The 20,958-nt window shown below is 54.0% G+C and carries 20 protein-coding genes; 14 read left to right on the forward strand and 6 right to left on the reverse strand.

Going from position 1 to position 20,958, the window contains the following annotated elements:
• Window positions 1–12 precede the first annotated feature (12 nt).
• A complete protein-coding gene (locus BMY11_RS19900) occupies window positions 13–813 on the reverse strand; it encodes a lipase family protein (RefSeq protein ID WP_256217661.1) in 801 nt (266 codons plus the stop codon).
• Between the two features lie 143 nt (window positions 814–956).
• On the opposite strand from BMY11_RS19900, the gene BMY11_RS19905 reads away from it, so the two are divergent.
• Entirely contained in the window at window positions 957–2,132 is a 1,176-nt protein-coding gene (locus BMY11_RS19905) for a PP2C family protein-serine/threonine phosphatase (RefSeq protein WP_090580181.1), read from the forward strand.
• A gap of 117 nt (window positions 2,133–2,249) precedes the next feature.
• Here BMY11_RS19905 and BMY11_RS19910 read toward each other — a convergent pair whose 3' ends face one another.
• The 5 genes from BMY11_RS19910 to BMY11_RS19930 form a co-directional block, all read right to left on the reverse strand.
• Entirely contained in the window at window positions 2,250–3,461 is a 1,212-nt protein-coding gene (locus BMY11_RS19910) for a magnesium transporter CorA family protein (RefSeq protein ID WP_090580185.1), read from the reverse strand.
• Between the two features lie 170 nt (window positions 3,462–3,631).
• Window positions 3,632–4,408 (reverse strand): sigma-70 family RNA polymerase sigma factor, encoded by a 777-nt coding sequence (locus BMY11_RS19915; protein ID WP_090580188.1) that lies wholly within the window; start codon window positions 4,406–4,408, stop codon window positions 3,632–3,634.
• The gene (rsbW, locus tag BMY11_RS19920; RefSeq protein ID WP_090580190.1) at window positions 4,408–4,881 is read right to left on the reverse strand and encodes an anti-sigma B factor RsbW; all 474 of its coding nucleotides are present in this window, start codon (window positions 4,879–4,881) and stop codon (window positions 4,408–4,410) included. The genes BMY11_RS19915 and rsbW overlap by 1 nt, the downstream gene beginning before the upstream one ends.
• A 48-nt stretch (window positions 4,882–4,929) precedes the next feature.
• Window positions 4,930–5,247: an STAS domain-containing protein gene (locus BMY11_RS19925; protein ID WP_090580193.1), complete on the reverse strand. Its 318-nt coding sequence runs from the start codon at window positions 5,245–5,247 to the stop codon at window positions 4,930–4,932.
• An 81-nt stretch (window positions 5,248–5,328) separates the two neighbouring features.
• On the reverse strand, window positions 5,329–6,468 hold the full coding sequence (locus tag BMY11_RS19930) for a GntR family transcriptional regulator (RefSeq protein ID WP_090580195.1): 1,140 nt from the start codon (window positions 6,466–6,468) through the stop codon (window positions 5,329–5,331).
• 547 nt (window positions 6,469–7,015) lie between these two features.
• Here BMY11_RS19930 and BMY11_RS19935 point away from each other — a divergent pair.
• The 13 genes from BMY11_RS19935 (at window position 7,016) to BMY11_RS19990 (ending at window position 20,957) form a co-directional block, all read left to right on the forward strand.
• The gene (locus BMY11_RS19935; RefSeq protein WP_143069316.1) at window positions 7,016–8,614 is read left to right on the forward strand and encodes a beta-L-arabinofuranosidase domain-containing protein; all 1,599 of its coding nucleotides are present in this window, start codon (window positions 7,016–7,018) and stop codon (window positions 8,612–8,614) included.
• A gap of 146 nt (window positions 8,615–8,760) precedes the next feature.
• Entirely contained in the window at window positions 8,761–10,524 is a 1,764-nt protein-coding gene (locus BMY11_RS19940; protein WP_090580202.1) for a type 2 periplasmic-binding domain-containing protein, read from the forward strand.
• Between the two features lie 75 nt (window positions 10,525–10,599).
• Window positions 10,600–11,580 (forward strand): ABC transporter permease, encoded by a 981-nt coding sequence (locus tag BMY11_RS19945; protein ID WP_090580205.1) that lies wholly within the window; start codon window positions 10,600–10,602, stop codon window positions 11,578–11,580.
• A 14-nt stretch (window positions 11,581–11,594) separates the two neighbouring features.
• Window positions 11,595–12,473 carry a carbohydrate ABC transporter permease gene (locus tag BMY11_RS19950; RefSeq protein WP_090580208.1) on the forward strand — a complete coding sequence of 293 codons (879 nt, stop codon included), beginning with the start codon at window positions 11,595–11,597 and terminating at the stop codon, window positions 12,471–12,473.
• Between the two features lie 6 nt (window positions 12,474–12,479).
• Window positions 12,480–14,174 (forward strand): hypothetical protein, encoded by a 1,695-nt coding sequence (locus BMY11_RS19955; protein ID WP_090580210.1) that lies wholly within the window; start codon window positions 12,480–12,482, stop codon window positions 14,172–14,174.
• Window positions 14,175–14,177: 3 nt separating this feature from the next.
• Complete coding sequence (locus BMY11_RS19960) at window positions 14,178–14,927, forward strand: phytanoyl-CoA dioxygenase family protein (protein ID WP_090580213.1); 750 nt, start codon at window positions 14,178–14,180, stop codon at window positions 14,925–14,927.
• 26 nt (window positions 14,928–14,953) lie between these two features.
• Entirely contained in the window at window positions 14,954–16,159 is a 1,206-nt protein-coding gene (locus BMY11_RS19965) for an enolase C-terminal domain-like protein (RefSeq protein WP_090580216.1), read from the forward strand.
• Window positions 16,160–16,605: 446 nt separating this feature from the next.
• Window positions 16,606–17,130, forward strand: a complete 525-nt coding sequence (locus BMY11_RS19970; protein WP_090580220.1) for a general stress protein — start codon at window positions 16,606–16,608, stop codon at window positions 17,128–17,130.
• A 103-nt stretch (window positions 17,131–17,233) separates the two neighbouring features.
• A complete protein-coding gene (locus BMY11_RS28965) occupies window positions 17,234–17,380 on the forward strand; it encodes a hypothetical protein (RefSeq protein WP_177182729.1) in 147 nt (48 codons plus the stop codon).
• Between the two features lie 85 nt (window positions 17,381–17,465).
• Complete coding sequence (locus tag BMY11_RS19975) at window positions 17,466–17,990, forward strand: sigma-70 family RNA polymerase sigma factor (RefSeq protein WP_256217662.1); 525 nt, start codon at window positions 17,466–17,468, stop codon at window positions 17,988–17,990.
• Window positions 17,987–19,147, forward strand: coding sequence for a hypothetical protein (locus BMY11_RS19980; RefSeq protein ID WP_090580223.1), 1,161 nt, complete (start codon window positions 17,987–17,989; stop codon window positions 19,145–19,147). Before BMY11_RS19975 ends, BMY11_RS19980 begins: the two co-directional genes overlap by 4 nt.
• Window positions 19,144–20,109 carry an ABC transporter ATP-binding protein gene (locus BMY11_RS19985; RefSeq protein WP_256217663.1) on the forward strand — a complete coding sequence of 322 codons (966 nt, stop codon included), beginning with the start codon at window positions 19,144–19,146 and terminating at the stop codon, window positions 20,107–20,109. The genes BMY11_RS19980 and BMY11_RS19985 overlap by 4 nt, the downstream gene beginning before the upstream one ends.
• Window positions 20,106–20,957, forward strand: a complete 852-nt coding sequence (locus tag BMY11_RS19990; protein ID WP_090580229.1) for an ABC transporter permease — start codon at window positions 20,106–20,108, stop codon at window positions 20,955–20,957. Before BMY11_RS19985 ends, BMY11_RS19990 begins: the two co-directional genes overlap by 4 nt.
• Window position 20,958: the final 1 nt, after the last annotated feature.

Here is a 20,958-nt window from a genome sequence, read left to right on the forward strand (position 1 = left end):
TGGCGGCTTCGCTTATTTTTGCGGACACCAGCCCGGCGGATCGGAACAGACAGCAGCTGTGAAGCCCGGGGCATCCTGCGCCAGATCGTTGAAATAGCTGCTGATGACATGGTTGCCCCCGATTGATCCGTACCGAAAGCTGCGTTTAACCTCTTCTTTGACATGTAAGTAATAGTAGCTCTTATCGGTTTTCGGTGATTGGTACACAAGCGGTGGAAGATGAGGCACGACATCGAATTCGTTCTGAATCCGGAAAGAGATGGGGACTGCTGCATTATAGGCACGGACGAATGCGGGGTCGCCCGTCCTCGGTGATCCGAACGTATACGTAATGATTGTGTCCGGTTTCCGGTTAACAGCGATATCAAGCGAAGCCAGTGTCGCAAGCGCTCCGCCCAAGCTGTGGCCTGTGACGAAGAGCGGCTTATCGCTCGGCACTTGGTCAAGCAGCCGGAAGATTTGGTCGCGAGCGGACATGTACACCTCTGTGAAGCCGCGGTGCGTCATAACGCTTTTCTTACTGAGCGGCTTGAACGTCGTTTGTTGCGCGATCATGTCCGTCACCCAATCCGTTGGAGAGCTTGTGCCGCGGAAGGCTAGAATTACCGCTTGCGGCGATTCGATGACGAAGCCGAAAGGCTCTTCATTGCCAGTGAACGAAGACGCATTAAATGGGCCAATGACGCGATAGGAATCCGGCACGAGGAAGTAGCCGTTATTGTTGTATTGCATATAGGTTTGACCACAGACTGCAGCCAAAAAGATGGCTGTGCGAATATCAACCGTACTGCCGCTGCTCATGATTGCACCCACTCTCCTTGCTCCCATTGTATGAACCGATAGGCCAATGTGCTTTAGGCCGTTGCCCTCGCCCGTGACGATTCAAACGATTGAAGTAGGGGTAACGATTAACATAGAGAAGTAGATAAGAAAAAGACAAGCTAGGGAGATGGAAAATGCGAATTGCCGTCGTTGACGATAATCCGATGAACATAACGGTGGTCAGAGAAATTTTGAAGCGTGCGGGCTACACCGACATTGAGTCGGCGGGATCGGCAGGAGAGATGTTCTTGCTCCTTGGGCTTACGATGCAAGGCGAAGAGCCGGCTGATGGGCCGGGGGATGACGGGCACGGCGTTGATCTGATTTTGCTCGATATGATGATGCCTGGCATAGATGGGATAACAGCTTGCGCGATGCTGCAGCGATCTGTGCGGCTTAAAGATATTCCGGTAATTATGGTGACGGCGATCGGCGATTCCAAGAAGCTCGCGGAGGCGCTTGACGCTGGGGCGATCGACTATGTGACGAAGCCGATTAATCGCATCGAGCTGCTTGCTCGCATTCGCGTGGCGCTGCGGCTGAAGGTGGAGAAGGATTGGCATAAGGAGCGAGACCGACGGGTGCGCGAGGAGCTGCAGCTGGCGAGGGAAGTACAGCTAGCGGCACTGCCGCATAAGCTCGATGTCGAGGGTGTCGCGATAGATGCCATCTTCCGCCCGTCCGAGGAGCTGTCCGGCGACTTGTACGCGTGGAACAGAATCGACGATCACCGTTATGGCATCGCCGTGATGGATGCGATGGGGCATGGGATCTCGTCCTCGCTTGCCTGCATGTTCATCGCCTCGGTGCTGAAAGAAGCGATGTCGAAGCAGGTGGAGCCGAAGCGGGTCATCCGGGAGCTGAACCGCCGCTCACTGCAGCTGCAGTTTGCGGATCAGCTGATTCAGTATTATTTTACGGGACTGTATATCGTCGTTGATCTCATTGAAGGCGTCGTCGAATATGTCAATGCAGGCCATCCGCCGGGCATGATTATCCGCCAAGGCGGCGAGGTGGAGACGTTTGCACAAGGCGGCGTGGCAATTGGGATGTTCGGCGATATTGTCGTCGAGAAGCATACGCTGCCGATCAGCTCAGGCGACCGGATCGTGCTGCTGACTGACGGCATCTACGATCTCGTCGGCAGCGATAGCGAGGAAGACCGGCCGGCGAGCCTTACCGCACTGCTGCAGCCGTACGGCAGCAAGACCTCGCTCGCAGAGCTCGAAGCGGCGTTATTCCATGCCGGTCAGCGAGCGGAAGAGCTTCAGTCGGACGACCGCTGTTTGGTCGTTGTGGATATTAAGTGAGAATGGGGAGCCTCTGCTATGGCGGGGCTCTTTTGTTTTGCGTGGACAACAAAAAAACCGAGACAGGAGGAGGGGCAAACAGCCCCTACCTCAATTCTCGGTTTACATCAAATCAACCTATCGACTCGACCGTGATGGCAGCGGCGCGTCTTTCTCGTCGCGGCTGGTCTCGCCGTTGCCGCTCGCGCTGCTTGCGCCTTGCGCACCACGTACGCGGTTACTGCGGCTTGGCAACGGGCGTGGCAAGTCGCCGCTAGCTGCAACGGCATCGATGCCCGTGCCGGGGCCGACGATTTCGCCTCGGTGACGGCCGTTCAGCAGATCGCCGGTCCAGCCTTTGTGCCAGAGCCACCAATAGATCAGCATGGTGACGATGACGATGATGGAGCAGACAGCAACGAAGCCCCACGGCTCGCCTGCCCAAGGAATACGCTTGAAATTCATGCCCCATACCGCACCGATAACCGTTGCAGGCATGAAAAGGGCGGTGAAGATCGTCAGCGTCTTCATAATATCGTTGCCACGGAAGTTCGAGATGGCGTCATCCATCATGAGGAGTGTATCGATCTCCATCGCATAATGGCTGAGCAGCGCTTCGATTCGCTCGAGCTTGAGCTCCATCCGTTTGTACTCTTCCTGATCAAGCAGCGTGTCCATGAATGCTTCCTTAGCTGCGCCTTGAATTTCCTTAATCGGAATGAACAAGTGGCTCCAATGCAGCAGCTCATATCGCCGTTCGAAGATGGTGTTCATCAGTCCGGTACGGTTCTGCTTGCGCATCTTATGCTCCAAGTCGCCAAGCCTCGTCTCGAAACGGTCGAGCCCAATGTGGAACGTCTCCAGAATGGACCCGAGAACGACGAAGAAGCCCTCTGGTGCGCTCTGGCAGCGGTTCAGCTTGTCCTGCCACGGGTCGACCTGCAGCCGAACGGATAAGCGCATGTCGCCGGCAAGCGTCACGAGGCGAGACCTCGTGACGCGGAAATGCAGCGGCAGCACATCGGTCTCGTCCTCTGACAATTGAAACATAAGCGTCCCCTGCAGCACAGATTCGCCGCCGGCTAGCTCGCTGACGATAATTTGGTTGTGAGTGTTGCCTTCCATATCGCTTAGCCAGCCGGCAAGCTCAGGATAAGCATGCTTCAAGGCAGCGGCGCTTGCCTGCTTCACTTCAGCCTGCTCCTCGGCATGTTCTGCGAGCGCGGCTACGACAGAACCGCCGCCGGCAGCTCGAGTGCTACTGCGGCTGAGGCCGGATGATTCTGGCCGCTGCTCGTTAAGCACGAGCCATTCCCATTTGGAAGGAAACTGCAGCAAACGATGCATCATGGTTTAGAGCCTCCTGCCGTGTCCGTTCATACGTGTTACTACCATCATAACGCGAACAATACACCGAGTACAACTCTAGCGCCGACAATTTTATCCAAAAGGGTTCCAGATAACGAAGGAAGCGCGCCATCCGCGGTTCACAGTGTTCGTGCCGCAAGGATAGCGCGCTTCTAATCATCAAGCTCTTCTTGTTCGCTTAACAGCTTCTTCAGCTTGAGCGTTGCCCTCCGTTGAATGCGGGAGATACTCATCTGCGAGATGCCGAGCATGTCGGCGATTTGCCGTTGCGGCAGTCCATCCTGATAGGCGAGCAGCAGCACGCGCTGCTCCGCAGGTTCAAGCTGCGCCATGGCGGCTTCCAGATCGAGCCGCTTATCAACGTTCTCGAAATCATCGAGCGGCGATCCGAGTAGATCGCCGAGCGTCGAGGTGCTGTCCTCCTCGGATATTGGCGTATCGAGGGAGACATAATGATACAGCTCGCGTCCGGCAAGAATTTCGGTCGTTTCTTCGACGGATAGCTCCATACGCTCCGCGATCTCATCCATTCTCGGTGAGCGTTCGAGCTTGACGGTTAATTCGTCGATCGTATGCTGAAGAGCAATGCCTTTCTCCTTAATGCGGCGGGGAACCTGGACATACCACGACTTGTCGCGCAGGAAGTTCTTCATATGGCCGATGATGCTCTTCATCGCATAAGGCTCGAATTGCACCCCAAGGGTGCTATCGAATTGGCTGAACAGGCGAAGAAGCGCCATCTGGCCGATTTGAATCAAATCCTCGTACAGGTCGGGACGGTTACGTGATATTTTACCGGCAGCCATTCGAACCATAGGCTCATAATGGACGATCAGAAGCTCAGCGGTCTCATTATTCGGGTTTTTCTGATAGGCCGTAATGAGTTCGATGCCGCCGGCGCTCCGATGATTAGCCGGTTGCGTGCTCATTAGAGATCACCGCTTCGGAGGAGCCGCTTGGTCAGCACGACCTCGGTTCCCATCTCGCTGCTCACGATCACATCATCCATTAACGCTTGCATCAAGTAGAGTCCGAGACCGCCGGCCTGCAGCTCATCAATCGTTTGCCCGTCCACAGGCTGAGCCAACTTCGCTGCCGCCGCAGCATCGAAGCTGGATCCCTCGTCCTTCACAATGATGGAGAGGGCGTCGTACTTCTTCACGAAACGCACTTCAATCTGAGGCACGCTAGCCCCTGTCAGGACCGCACGGCTCCGCATGTCGCCATATGCATGAAGCACTGCATTGTTGCATGCCTCCGATACCGCAACTTTCATATCTTCGATTTCCTCGTAGGAGAAACCGATTTTGGCAGCGAGGCCATAGAGCGTCAGCCGTACCAAGTCAATATATTCCGCCGCTGCTGGCACTTTGAGCGTGATTAAGTCTTCATTATCGTTCATAGTTGTGAATTCCTTTCTGAAGGCTGGCCCTACCTATCGCCTTTAGGCCTATTTCAGTAAAAATGGTGTAATGCCTGTCATATCAAACAGCTTACGAATGTGCGGAGGTACAGCGGTTACGGTGAATAGCGCTTCCTTCGCATGGCGGGCTTTCAGTACCGAGACAAGAATCCCGATACCCGTACTGTCGACGTAGCGCAGCTCCTGCAAGTTCAGAACCAATTCACGATCAGTCAGCTCGATGAGCGGGGTCATTGCCGCACGCATCTGCACTGCTGATTCCAGGTCAAGCTCACCGCAGACATAGACGGTGCACTTGCCCTCCTGATTTTCCGTTCGCAGCACTAATTTATCGGTGTGTTTCATCGCGCAACGCTCCCAAATCGAATAATTTCTATAAGCATATTACCCACGGAGACTTCTTTTGAATCAAATTTGAATTCCAAGTTATGTAAAATAATCCGGTGTCGCTGTCGTTCCACCTACGACAAGCCGAGGCGGCAGCACGATCTTCTTACGTTCCTGATCCGGGTTCTCGGCGAGTGAGAGGAGCAGCTTCGTCGCTTGTATCCCTATCTCTTCCTCTTGCTGAAGAATGCATGACGGACGTTTCGCCCAGCGATAGGAATGCTCCAGATCATCGAAGAAAATAACGGACAACTGCTCAGGGATCGAGAATTCCAGTCGTTCCGCCGCCAACATCACTTTCAGGCCGAGCGAGGAGTTAAGCGCGAAGATGGCAGTTACATCGGTGCTCTCACGCAGGAACCTCTCGATCTGTAAGGGATCCGTATTCGTGAAAACGAGTCTGGGGTCGCTAGAAATTCCGTGATCGGACAGTGCTCTGCGGTACCCTTCAAGCCGGTCCTCCATGCTCGATGTACCTTTGGCTGGAGCGGTCAGGAAAGCGATTCGCGTGTGGCCGGATTGAATGAGATGGTTCGTCGCTTCATAAGCACCACCGAAGTGATCAGAGCAGACGCAGTTCGTCTCAAGCCCTTTCAAATAACGATCGATGACGACGATCGGATAGCCGCGCAGCGACATTCGCAGGATATCTTCGTTATAGCTTTCTCCTTCTACGGGGTAAACAATTACACCGTCCACGCCAAATTCGTCAGCTTCTGCCAGAAGCGTGCACTCGGTATCTACAGACTCATGCGTGAGGGACACGATAACCCGGTAGCCTCCCAGCGCAGCTTCCTTCTCGACGCCTTGCACGAGATGGACCATATAGGAGGTCTTGAGACTCGGAATCATCAGGGAGATCAGCTTCATCTTGCGCGGCTTCACGAGAGCAGCAGATGCTGAGGCTGATGTGGAGGCAGGCGGGTAAAGGACCGGCTCCCTGCTCTGCGGTCCATCGGCGACATAGGAGCCTCTCCCTTGAATACGGTAGACAGCCCCTTCTTCTACGAGGGTGGACAGTGCGCCTTTTACCGTAATGCGGCTGACGCCAAAATGCTCGGCTAGCTCGTTCTCTGAGGGCAGACGCTCTCCAGGCTTTAATTTGCCTTGTGTGATTTGATCAACGATGTATGTGCGAATCTGCGTATATAAAGGCACTCGCTTCATTGGAACGGACATCGGTCTCCTACTCTCTAGCTTGATATGATATAAGGACGGAGTCAGCCGGTTTCACTTGATATATTGAATATACAACTATTTACAGTGCATTCAAATCTTTTTCTTTACAGCATAGAGGGATCGGAGTATGATGCAATTAATTGAATATTGTTAACAATACCGTTGAGCAATAGTTGTATATTTGTTATAAGCAGCTTGTTCATGTTCGTACCTTCAATGTCTTAACCCTCAGCGTTCATCTTCTTTAGCTATTTTAGCTATTTATGCACGATCCACCTCACAGAGCAATTGACTCCACGAGCAGTTTCTATTGCTAGCACGCCACTTACAACAACCACAACAAACAATCACAAGCACTAGAAACAACCACAACCACAACAAACAATCACAACAAACAATCACAAGCACAACAAACAACCGAACATCTAATCCAACAATTTAAAAATGTAAGCGCTCTATTTACGTGTCTGTCTCCATGATCAGCACGGCTTGTTTGCCGATTCCACATGAATCACATGCGAATTAGTCAGGGGGAGTAATGATGGTAATGGATGTAAAGATGCAATCAAGGCCGCAGACCTATTTCCTGCAGGAGGCGATTGAACGAGGCTTCAGTGCGATAGCGAACCGGCTGGACAGAGAACAGAATTACCGGCCGTACTTCCTGCTTCGTCTGAAGCCAGAGCCAAAGCTGGAGCATCATATTTGGGATCTTGGTGATATGTGCAGCCGGTTCACGGATGCGTATTTGCTAGGCCGTTCGGTGACGGGATCATCCGACTACAAGGAAGAAGAAGAGGCGCTTCGCGCGATGCTGGACACTTGCGATCCGTTCCTCAACCCATTCATGGCCGGCAGAATGCTGCTCGCGTATGTCGATTTGTATCTCGATGCTCCGAGCGAGGAGCGACGGGAAACCGTGGAGCGGTTAGCCGCCTCGATCCGTGACAATGTGAAGCATGAAGGAGACTATAGCTATTGGTTCAAGCACGCTGACGGCTGGAACACGATGGAGCATGCGGTATTCGGCGATTTCAACGGCTACCCGACATTCCCGCTCGGCGGAATTATGCTGGCGCTGGCTCGCTTCACGGAGAGCGTCAACGATGCACCGGATTGTGAGGATCTGCTCGATAGAATGTCCCGTTTCGTGCTGAATGTGAGCGGTACCTTTGAAGCTGACGGCCGCTATCAAGGGCATACGCACTCCGGCGGCATTCTAACTGCAGCTGTAGCCATCATGCGGCGAGCGCTGCGGACGAATGATACGGCAGTTGTACAGCAGATGAAGAGCGTGTTCGACTGGACACTTCGCTTCTCAAGCAAGTGGGGCTGGGTGCCGGACGGCGTAGGTCCAGATGATGCCTCCTGCGAATCGTGCACGATTACGGATGCCATTCACCTTGGCTTGCTCATTGCTCGCCATATCGATGAGAGCTATTACGCCATTCTGGAGCGCTTCACACGCAATCAGCTGCTTGAGAACCAATTCGTACATACGGATCCGATGCTGCCTCAAGGCGATTTCCCCGAGAAGCCGATCCTTGAGCGCGCGCTCTATGGCAGCTGGGCTTCCTGGTCGAAGCCAGGCTCGCTCGACAATTGCATCGAGAGCGTCGAAGGCTGCTGCTTGGGCGCAGGCATTCGCGCTTGCTACCTCGTCTGGGACGACATCGTGACGAAGAGGGATGGCGTCGTCAGTGTGAACATGGCGCTCAGCCGGAACAGCGAGTGGGTAGAGGTCATTAGCTATCAGCCATATGAAGGCAAGCTTGCGTTACTCATACATGACGCCCAAGCGCTACGAGTGAGAATCCCAGATTGGATCGCTCAGGAGGATGCTGTGCTTTCCGTTGATGGAGAGGCGTTGCCGATTACTGCCGACGAGAGCAGTTATATCTGCCTCGAGGGCTTGCAGCAAGGACAGCTTATCGAGCTGCTTTACCCACTGACAACGATTGAGACGATTGAACGCGTATCCGGTCACGATTACAACGTCCGCTGGCGCGGTGATACCGTATTGTCGGTGACGCCGTCCGGTCAAATTTATCCGCTCTACCAACGGAAATGGATGGAGCAAGATAACACCCCGATGACTGGGGGCATCCCTTATGCGGATCAGCGCGGAGGGAATGTGCATTGGTAGATTTGACGTAAGGGGGAGTGGAACTCGGTTCAATTGATTTGGGATGAGGGCTTGCGACTGGAACGGACAGGGCTTGGCGGGGTAGCTTCAAACTTCAAACTGATGTTTGCATGAACAACCTATCACATATTCAGGGGGAATAACTTGTGAGAATCCGTCAGAATGTAGGTATTTTGCTTACAGCAGCTTTAACGGTAGGTTTGGTCGGATGCGGCGGCAACAATGGCAACAATACGGGCAACAGCAGCAACGGTAACTCATCCAGCAATGCAACGAATTCCACGAATACAACGAACTCCACGAATACGTCCAATTCAACGAACAGCTCGAATAACGCAAACACATCCAACTCGTCGAATTCATCCACTGGGGAAGTCGGCACCGTCGATAACCTGAAGATTACCGCGTTCAACTGGGGCTGGGATAACCCTGACCCGGCGAAGGACATCGTCTTACCGGAGCTGCAGAAGCGTCTTGGTCTGACAGACCTGACGTATGACGTTATCAAGACAGGCGGCTACGACGACGTCGTACAGAAGCTGCAGCTGTGGGCATCCACCGGCGGCTCCGACTGGCCGGATATCGTTACAACCGGCGCGGATTCCAGAACGAAGCTGATCTTGAACAACTTAGGCGAGAGCGGCAAGCTCGAAGACTTAACGCCATGGCTGGAGAAATATCCGAATGTGAAGAACGCAGTAGAGAAGCTGCTCCCATTCACTTCAGATCCGCATGACGGCAAAATCTACAGCATTGCGCAAAACTTCTCCAACATGCAGGCGTACGCCATCGACCAGCCAACGATCTGGATTCGCAAGGATTGGCTCGACAAGCTGAACCTGCCGCTGCCGAAGACGGTCGACGATCTATACAACGATCTAAAGGCATTCAAGGAGCAAATTAAAGACGTGAACGGCCAGCCAGTCATTCCGTATGCGGCATTCGGCGAGAACTTCCGCAATATGATCAAGCTGTTCTTCCCACCGGACCAGAACGACGGAACAGGCGTATGGTACACCGATGCGGACGGCAAGCCGGCTCGTTCCGATGTTAGTCAGTCAGAGAACTTGATCCGCGCGCTTACGTTCTACAACAAGCTGTATAACGAAGGCTTGATCGAGAAAGAAGCGTTCACGCTCAAGCAAGGCCAGATCGACGAGAAAGGCAACCAAGGCCGCTATGGCGCTGTGCACGGCGCTTATTGGGAGCAAGCGAATCCGTTCACGGACAGCATGAAGAAGACGGATCCGAAGGCGGAGTTCGTCGGCGTTCAGCTGTATGATCCTACAATCGCTTCCGGCCCAAGCCTGCCGAAGTTCAGACTGGAAGCATGGAGCCTCTGGGCGGTGAAAGCCGGCCTGCCGAAGGAAGAAGTCAATACGTTCTTCAAGACGCTGGACTATGTCCTCTCTGAGGAAGGCACGATTCTAACGAAGTACGGCATCGAAGGTGCGCAGTGGGAGCGCAATGCAGACGGCAAGGTCGTTGATACGAAGTCGTTCTTCGACGAAACGCAAGGCGACTGGAACAAGCGCGCACACTTCGGTATCGACGTGTACTCCTTCATTCCTAATTATGATGCGCTCATTAAGAACCAAGCGCCAACCGGCTATGAGATGCGTGAAGATATGATTGAGACGTGGAAGAACCTTGGCTCCAAGTTCCCAACCGAATACATTACAGATCCGCAGCGTTATGTAGAGCCAGGCGATGTGGAGAACAAAGCGACTGTCGGTCAGAGCGAGCGCTACAAGCAACTGGTTGCGAAGGCGGTAACGGCGAAAAATCCGGACGGCATCAAGAAGCTCGTTGAGGATTGGGGCAAGAACGTCAAAGCGCTTGGCTATGACAAAATCGTTGCAGAGCGCGAAGAAGCGGCGAAGTCGATCCACCTGGAGAATTTGAAGTAAACGTTGCAACGGGGGGAGCGCTATTAAGGCGCTCTCCTTGAATCATTCCTTGGCAAGAAGGAGGGTCACTTACCGATGACAACTCTCGTAGAAAGCCAGACGAACTCCGCAGCGGAACCAAGGCGCAAGGCAATGACGAAGCGGATCTTGCGCAAAATGTGGGACCAGCGCTGGCTTTACATTTTCACCATACCGGGCATTATCTTCTTCCTCTTGTTCTCGTATTATCCGATGGTCGGCATCATTATCGCTTTCCAGGACTACAATCCGGTCAAAGGCTATTCCGGCAGTGAGTTCGTTGGACTCGATAACTTCAAGACGATCTTTAATCTGCCTGATTTCACGAATGCGCTTCGCAATACGATTATTATTAGCGGGCTCAAGCTGCTGATCGGCTTTCCAGTTACCATTCTGTTCGCGCTCCTCATTAACGAGATTCACCAGACTGTATTTAAGCGCTTCGTGCAGACGATCAGCTACTTGCCGTACTTCATCTCCTGGGTCATCGCTGCAGGATTGTGGTACAAGATGCTATCCCCGGATGGCGGACTCATTAACGATATGCTGACGCGCATCGGCTTCCTGAACGAACCGTTCTACTTCATGGGCAGTACGCAAGCTTTTCTGCCGATCGTCATCTTCACGGAACTATGGAAAAACATCGGCTTCAACGCCATTATCTATTTGGCTGCGCTGTCAGGTATCGATCCGCATCTGTACGAAGTGTCCAGCATCGACGGGGCAAGCCGTATTCGCCAAATTTGGCATATTGCGCTGCCGGGCATCCGCGGCACGATGGTGCTGCTGTTCATCCTGAGCGCCTCCGGCCTAATGAGTGCAGGCTTCGACCAATTGTGGACGATGGGGAATCTGCAAGTGCAGGAGGTCGGCCAAATTCTCGATACGCTCATCTTGAGCTATCTGCGCAACTCGGGCGGTTTCATGGGCCTCTCGCTCGGCGCAACAATGGGTGTGTTCCAAGCGACAGTCGGACTTATTCTGTTCCTCGTCTGTAACTTTGTTGCCAAGTTAATCAAGCAAGAGTCACTCATATAGGGAGGCGTGCCGGCATGCAGAGATCACGGGGAGAAAAATGGTTCAACGCCGTCAATATGCTGTTCATGCTCGCTTTTTCGTTTCTGTGCTTATATCCGTTTATTTATATTCTAGCCATCTCCTTCAACGACGCGATGGATGCGCAGAAGGGCGGCATCTATATCTGGCCCCGCATGTTCAGCTTGAAGAACTACGGCGTCATCTTTAGCGACCAAAATATTTTCATCGCTTACGGTGTAACGATAGCTCGGGTTGTCGTCGGCGTTATTACGCAGGTGCTGCTTGTGGCGATGTTTGCGTATGTGCTGACGAAGAAGAATTTTCCGCTGCGCAAGTTTCTGAACTGGTGGATTGTCATCCCGATGTTCCTCAGTGGCGGACTCATCCCGTTCTATATCACGCTGCAGCAGCTCCATCTGCTCAATAGCTTCTGGACGTACATCATTCCTGGCTTGTACGGCGCATTCAACATCATGCTCGTGCGCACATTCATGACCGAACTGCCGGAAGCGCTGGAGGAGTCGGCGAAGATAGACGGAGCGTCGGACGCTCGAATCTTTTTCAGCATTATTTTCCCGCTGTCGAAGCCAGTGCTTGCGACCATTGCGCTGTTCGTCGGCGTTAGCCATTGGAATGACTGGTTCACGGGCTTCACCTTCATCTCGAACACGAAGCTATGGACGGCGCAGAACCTGCTGCTCTTCCTCATTCAGTCGAACGAGGCGTCCAACCTTGCGGTGTTGAGCAAGATGCATCAAGGGGCGGTGACCGTCACTGCGGAATCGATCAAGATGGCGATGTTGATTGTCACGACAGCGCCGATTCTATGCATCTATCCGTTCTTGCAGAAGTATTTTGTTAAAGGCATCATGCTAGGCTCACTGAAAGGATGATCGTAGATGGAACACGGCAAACTTAGCAAGTTAGGCAAGGCGCTTGATTATCGGGAGTTGGCGGCACTTGCCATCAATCATTACGAGCAGATGCTCGATCCGGACTATCATTACTTACCGTACTTCTTCGCGAAGATTGGCAGTGACGAGTCGTTCGCATGGCATAGCGAATGGGATTTCGGCGATGCGGTGGGACGATTCTTAGACGCTTCGATTCTGTGCGGCGAGATCATCGGGAAGCGGATCGGACGCGAGGCAGAGGAGCATATGAAAGAGGCGCTCCGCTGGATGCAGAGCGAGTCCGACGGGCTGTTCTACCGGATGAGCAACGAATGGGGTGTGCCTGCGGGAGCGAATATGTTCGACCAGCGCAGCGTCTTCCTCGGACTGCTCAGCTGGCATAAGTTCGATCAGGACGTGGAAGCGCTGGTGCGTATCGAACGCATGCTGAAGGGGATGCGGAATATTGCGGTGGAGCGGGACGATTACATTTGCTATCCATTCGAGACCTATGTGCCGGGCATGGTGGTGCCGGCGGAGATCTATACCGAGCATGGCTTTATCGTGGAGCCGACCCATTACGGGGGCGGTGTGTTCATTCTGCCACTAGCGATCTATTACGAGCGCACAGGCGATCCGTTAGCTGCGGAAATGCTGGAGAAGTTGACGAATTTCGTCGTGTACCATTCGAAGGTGTTCGCTGAGGACGGCAGCTTCTGGTCGCAGGGGCGATATCCGGATGACGGTCATTTCCATTCGAAAATGGGCGCTGTCGCAGGCATTCTCCGCTATGCGACATTGAAGCAGGACCGTACGCTGATCGATTGGTGTCAGAAGGTGTATGACTGGGCTTGCTCGATGGGCAGTACATACGGCTGGTTCCCGGAAGGTACAGGCTTAAATGGCCAAGAGCCGGTTGATGAGCACTACCGGTGGCTTCCGGGTGTCATTCAACATAGCGAAACCTGCTGCACGACGGATATGATTCATACGGCCATTTATCTTGCGAAGAATGGCAATGCTGCCTGCTGGGACGATGCGGATCGGTTCGCCAATACGCTTGTCGCCTCGCAGGTACGGGACATTTCGTGGGCGAAGACGGTGACAGACAAAGAAGAGACGACGACAAGAACGTACCGTGACGTGCCTGCGCGGTACAGGGGCGGCTTCACGGGACGGATGAATCCGAACGACTTCTCGAACGAAGGCAAAGTCGATACGATGGCTTGCTGCTGTGCGGCAGGAGGACGGGGACTGCATCTGGTCTGGGATCATGCGACGACATGGGATGCGAACCAACAGCGGCTGTACGTCAACATTTGGCTGAATAAGGTGAACGAGGATGTGCGAATCGAGTATGGCGTGCCGGAGGAAGGCGTGCTCTGCGTAACGCCGATGCGCGCTGGTGATGTTTATATTCGATTGCCGGAGTGGCTGAAGGCGGATGAAGTGAAGTGCCGAGCGCCTCGCGGGCTTGCTGGTGTGATGTCGGATGAGGGGCGTTATCTCGTTGTGCTGGGCCTCCGAGCCGGCGAAACCGTGGCGCTTACGTTCGAGCCGAAGCTTGTGTCGCGTACCGAAGTAGTAGCAGGTAAGCCATATGAGGGAGCTTGGATAGGCAATCGCCTGTTCGATGTGAAGCCGCATGGCGTGATGCCGATGTACAATGCGCTCGTAATGGAGATAGAGGAGGGGGAGTAAACGGTGAGTCTGACATTGAATGAGCAAGTCGCGCAGTTTGAGCGCGATGGCTATTTGGTTGTGAAGCAAGCGCTGAGCAAGGAGCAGGTCGCGCATCTGGTTGAGCGTGTAATCAGCATATCCGAAGGGTTCACAACACGCGAAATTCCCGACATTATCGACCGGGATGAAGCGTTCGTTCCGCTGCTTGTCCATCCTCCGGTCTTTAACGTGATGCGCGCGCTGATGGGGCCGAAGCTGCAGATGGAGAGCGTCAATGCGACGCGGATTAAACCGGACAAAGGGATGCCGGTCGGCTGGCATATGGACTCGCATGTGTTTCCAGAGCCGCTGCCGCCGTATTGGTATTTTCCGATCTCGATCAATTGCGCGTATTATCTCGATGCTATTACAAGGGAGAAAGGTCCGCTTGTCGTCGTGCCAGGCTCGCATAAGAGCGGGAAGAATCCGCCGGAAGGCCTTGATCACATCGAAGGCCAAGTGGAGGTGCTCGTGGACGCTGGCGATGCGGTCATCTTTCACGGCGCACTCTGGCATGCGGCTCTGCCGAACGAGCATCCGACGGAGGAGCGCCGAGCCTTGTACTACAACCACTTGCAGTCGTTCTGCAAATACCGCGTTGACAATTTCAAGGGTGAGCGTTCGCAGCAGCTGCGCGAGAGCGGTCCTTTCTACATCCAGCAAATGCTCGGCAAATTCGATGGTTGGCATGAGATTCCTGCGGATGCTGAGGAGCAACTAGCGAACCTGTAGGTTCGAAGTGAGGAGCTGTCGCTTGCATGGAGGAACTATTGAAAATTAGAGACGTCCGCGTCATTCTGACCGCGCCAGATGGCGTTAATCTGGTCATTGTGAAAATCGAAACGAATGAGCCCGGTCTTTACGGCCTTGGCTGTGCAACGTTTACGCAGCGCCACCTCGCTGTGGCGACTGCGGTGGAGCAGTACTTGAAGCCTTTTCTAATCGGCAAGGACCCGCGCCGCATCGAAGATATTTGGCAGACGGCCATGGTTAGCGGCTATTGGCGCAATGGTCCCGTGCTGAACAACGCCGTCTCCGGCATCGATATGGCGCTATGGGACATCAAGGGAAAAATGTCGAATCAGCCTGTGTATGAAATGTTCGGCGGCAAGCTTCGTGAAGCGGCGGCGATCTACCGCCATGCGGACGGACGCGATCCTGCGGAGGTCGAAGACAATGTTCGTGCCTTCATGGAGCAAGGCTGCCGCTATGTGCGCTGCCAGCTTGGCGGCTACGGCGGTCAAGGACATAAGCTGCACCAGCCGGACCATGTGCTGCCCGGTGCTTATTTCGACCCCGATGCCTATGTCCGCAGCGTGCCGCGCATGTTCGACCATTTACGCGGTGCGCTCGGCTATGAGGTCGAACTGCTGCACGATATCCATGAGCGAATCGTGCCGATCGAAGCGGTGCGGCTCGCGAAGCAGCTCGAGGAGCATCGGCTCTTCTTCCTCGAGGATGCGCTGCCGCCGGAGCAGATCGACTGGTTCCGCCATATCCGCGGACAATGTGCGACGCCGCTTGCGATGGGCGAGCTGTTCGTCCATTCCGCGGAATGGCTGCCCCTTGTGACCGAGCGGCTGATCGACTTCATCCGCTGCCATATTAGCGCCATCGGCGGACTGACGCCTGCGAAGAAGCTTGGCACCGTCTGCGAAGCGTTCGGAATTCGCACCGCTTGGCATGGTCCGCCGGACCTGTCGCCTGTCGGTCAGGCGGCGAACCTTCACCTGGATCTATCGAGCCCGAACTTCGGCGTTCAGGAATGGAGCGCGCTGTCGGAGCGGATGCACGAGGTGTTCCCAGGCAGTCCGACAATCCGTGATGGCTATGCGTATGTGAACGACAAGCCAGGGCTTGGCGTCGACATCGACGAGCAGAAGGCAGCGCTGTATCCGTGCCATAATGTGCTGCCCGGCTGGACGTTATCGCGCATTCCGGATGGCTCGCCGTCGCGGCCTTAAAGTAATAACCAGCCGAAATCGGCAGCTTGGCGAAGCTGAGAGGGCGTAATACGTACTCTCAGCGCGAGAATCGACCGACTGAAGCTCTGAGCGTGCAGATTCAGCACTCTCAGATAAAGAAACAGCCGAAATCGGCAGCTGGCGGAGCTGAGAGAGCGTAATACGTACTCTCAGCGCGAAAATCTGCCGATTGAAGCTCTGAGCGTGCAGATTCAGCACTCTCAGATAAGGAAACAACCGAAATCGGCAGCTTGGCGAAGCTGAGAGAGCGAAATACGTACTCTCAGCGCGAGAATCGACCGATTGAAGCTCTGAGCGTGCAGATTCAGCACTCTCAGATAAGGAAACAGCCGAAATCGACAGCTTGGCGAAGCTGCCGGTTATTTCCTCCGTAAACAGGGCATACCAAGGGTGGTATAGTTTAGTGGTATGCGGAGGCGAATGAATTGACTTACAGAATAGGGATTTTTAACACGGAGAATGAAGCGATTGAAGCGGTGAATGCACTTGAGAAGGCAGGTTTTACGCGGAATGAGCTGAGGGTGATCGCGAAGGATCGGGACCATTCGAGGCGTATTGAATCGGAGACTGATGTCCATGCCGATGAGATGACGGACCTCATGCTGACCCGCGCCGCTGCTGATGATCACGACAATAACGATCTTGGCATCGCTGCTCCGGTTCCAGTCAGCGGCATGAATATGGGCGTCTTCGGCGGCGTGGCGTTCCCGAGCAACGGGATATTGGCAGCAGCAGCTGCATATGACAGTGACAGCACGCTCGAGAGTGCGCTTGTCGACATCGGCTTTGATGCAGGTGATGTCGGCGCATGCCGTGATGCGCTTGCGCGCGGAGCGATTTTGGTCGCTGCCGACATGGGCGATAACCAGCTCGCTGACGGGCCGGATTTATCGGTTGGCGGTACAGCGGAAGCGGTATTCCGCGATTGCGGAGCTGCGCGGATTTTATAATATTTTGCGGCATTTACAAGGGCATTCCTTTCCGCAAATTCGTATTCGACCAATCAAATGTCGACTTTGAAGTGACGGGTATCTCCTAGGTAATAGGCGAGTTATGGCGATTCTATTCGGTAAAGCAGGTGTTCCTGTGAAAGCGGGAGCGTCGCTTCGTGACAAGCTGATAGCAGATGAACGCATTAGGCACCAGTGGAAGGTTAAGCTAATGATCAACCGGGCGGTACGGATTGCGCTGCCCGGTTGATTTTTTTTGTGCGTAAAAATTTTTTCAAACGATGTGCTATGATTCACCCATACCCAGCGTCTTACTCTATGAAGGAGGCGAGAGCATGCCAAACGATCAGATGCCGGCCCGATATCAACAGTTATTTCGGGAGCATTATCCATCCGTGCTGCGCAAGATAATCGGTCTCATCGGAGACCGCGCGGCGGCGGAGGACTTGGCGCAGGAAGTGTTTATCAAACTGTACCGCAACCCGCCGGAAGATCTGGCGAGAACGGGACCTTGGCTGCACCGCGTATTGACGCGTATCGTATATGACCATTACCGCAAGGCGGGAAGGCTGAATGACTTGAATGAAAAGCAGCAGCATGAAGCGCTCGCAGGGGAACAGACTTATCCGTCCAATGAGGCGGTTGTCATTCAGAGCTGGGAGCGGGACGTTGTGCGCGGCGTGCTGAATAAGCTGTCAGAGCGGGACAGGCAGGCGCTGCTCTTGAAGGAGCAGGGCTACAGCCATGCTGAGATTGCTGAGGCGCTTCAAGTGAATCCGAAGATTGTCGGAACGCTGCTCATGCGAGCGGCCAGCCGATTTAAGAAAAATATGTTGTCCGAGGAGGTTATGGAGCAATGAAACAACAACCGAAACGCCTGGATGAAGAGAATCAAGGGCTGAACATAACGGAAGACGATGTAGAGCTGGCGCTGAGCCGATTGTTCATGTCCGTGAAAGAGGAAGAGGTTGCGCCCGTTTGGCTGAAAGAGGAGCAGATGCCAGCTGCAGCGCAACGTGAAGAACAAACAGACGAAGCAAAGGATGCTTTGCAAAATCAGGCTCAAGTTCCGGCTCAAGCTCCTGCTCAAGAGCTTGCAGCGACACCAGTACATTTCAATCCTATTAATGAAGAGAAAAGTTCACATAAGCCTTCGAGCCGCAAACGTTACGAGCGGAGATTGGTATCTCTCGTATCGGCAGCTGCGGTTGCCGGAGTGCTCATGTTCTCGTCTTGGGGCCAGGATGTTATGGCGTCAGTGATGAATACGTTCCGCGTGCAGCATTTCCAGACGGTTGCGATCAGTCAGTCTGATATGGACAGCTTCCGAGCTGCTTTGCAGGATGGTACGGACGGAACACGCCAGCTGAACCTGAAGCGTTACGGTGAAATCGAGCAGACAGGCGGTGGACAGGATCGTGTCGTGAGTGGAGCGGAGGCGGCTGCGCTTGCTGGAGATCGTTCATTGAAAGAGCTCCCGGTCAAAGGGAATGCGGTTATTCACTACATGCCGGAGCAGCAAATTACGTTCAAGCTGCATCCGAAGGCGATCAATCAGATGATTGCACTGCTAGGCGGCAAGACAGAGTTCCCGAAATCTGTTGATGGGTCGCCAATCAAGCTCGTTATTCCGGGCACTTTCGTCACACTAAGTACAGACGATTCTTCGTCGAAGCGGCTTACTCAGCTGCCTAACCCATCGCTTGATGTGTCAGAGGAAGTAGATGTCGAGCAGATTCGTCAAGCGGTGCTAGATCTGCCGATGCTTCCGGACGATATGCGATCGAAGCTTGCCGGCATTGGCGATTGGCGCCATACGCTGCCTGTGCCTTCGTTCTCGACGGATAGCACCCACACGACGAAGATTGAAGGCAATGAAGCCATTGTGACAGACTCAGGCACTAGCCGTTCGATTATCTGGCTGCAAGATGATTGGGTTTATCAGCTAAGCGGCTCGGTGGCGGACTATCCGACGGAAGAATCCATTATTAATGAAGCTCGAGGAATGATGAAATGATGATTTTGCAAACAGATCGTCTGTCCAAAACCTACTCATCCGGCACAGGCTGCTCGAATATCTCGCTGAGCATCAAGCAAGGGCAAATTTTCGGACTGCTCGGGCCGAACGGGGCAGGCAAGAGTACGTTTGTGAAGATGGTCGTCGGCCTCCTTCGCCCGGACAGCGGCAGTGGCACGCTGTTCGGCAAGCCAATCGGCGACCCTGAATCGCGGGTGAAGCTCGGGTATTTGCCCGAGCTGTTCCGCTTTCAGGATTGGCTGACCGGAGCGGAGGTGCTCCGGTACCATGCAGGTCTGTGCGGCATGACGAACGCACAGACGAAGTCGGCTTCCTTCGCCGCGCGGATGAAGGAAGTATTCCGCATCTGCGGCCTGAATGAACGCGGCAATGACCGGGTTCGGCAATATTCCAAAGGCATGCAGCAGCGGCTTGGACTAGCATGTGCGCTGCTTATGGACCCGGATTTCATCATTCTGGATGAGCCGTCATCGGCGCTTGATCCAATCGGTCGATATGAAGTGAGGCAGCTTCTTGAGCAGCTGCGCTCGGCAGGGAAGACGGTCTTCCTGAACACCCATTTGCTTGAAGACGTGGAGGCGGTATGCGACGAAGTCGCGTTCTTGCATAAGGGACAGCTTCGTGCCAGCGGTTCGATGCGCGACATGCTGCGAAGCGACCTCAGCTGGGAGCTTACGGTGAGCGGATGGCTGCCAGAATTGCAGGAGGAGCTGAGTGAACAGCTGCTGCCTGGGATGGCCCTCGAGATCGCGAAGCAGGCTGCGGATGGCAGCGCCGTCCTGAAGGTGTCTGCACAGGACCGCGAGCAAATCGGCTATCTGATCCGCTTATTCGTTGAGGAAGGCATAACCGTCTATGAAGTGGTGCCGGTCCGAAGCAGCTTGGAAGCTTGGTTCTTATCCATGTCAGGCGGGCAAGCGGCTGGAGGTGCGCGCACATGAGTTGGATCGTTTTTGCCGGTAAGGAGCTGCTGCGCAAACGGATTTTACCGGTGACGTTCGTGCTCTCGCTGCTTTTCGCCTCGCTCTTCACCTTCGGCGTCTATAAAATATCGACCAATTTCGAGGGACATGTCGTGACTCTCACCGGGAACGTCGCCGACAGCATCATGCTGATGACACTCGGACTGCTATTCTCCCAAATGATTATTGCGTTCTTCATCCTCTTCACGACGATGGGCGCGATCTCCGGGGAGATCGAGAATGGACTGATGCTGGCTGTACTGTCGCGGCCAATCGCAAGGTGGCGCGTATACCTTGGCAAGTATGTCGGATATGCATTCTGGCTGGTACTGTATTCGGGCATCATGTTTTTTGCGATATTGCTGCCGGTCCATTATTTGTTGCATTTTCCGATTATGCCGGTGACGTTACTTAAGACTTTCCTGCTGTTTATATGGATTCCAATGCTGCTGCTTGGCGTATCGATGCTCGGCTCAACGTATTTGCCCATGCTCGGTAATGGCGTTGCCTGCGCGATGCTGTACGGGCTGAGCATGTTTAGTGGTTTCGCCGAAAATATATTCAACCATAGCGGCGAGAATGAGCTGGCGAGCCGGTTTGCATTCCTGCTTAAGCTATTGATGCCATCCAATGCGCTGCTGAATCGGATTACGTTTGAGCTGCTGGATGGACTGGAGCTGCCGCTGCCGACGCAGGCGGTGGAGAACATGGGGCCGTTCGCTGTGTTTAACGTGCCAAGCGGTGCCTTTGCCTTGTATACATTATTTTATCTTATCGTCATTCTTGCGCTTGGCTGTCGTGCTTTTCGTAAGAAAGACATCGCTTAAA

The sequence above is a fragment of the Paenibacillus sp. OV219 genome, assembly GCF_900110075.1.
Taxonomy (GTDB): domain Bacteria; phylum Bacillota; class Bacilli; order Paenibacillales; family Paenibacillaceae; genus Paenibacillus_Z.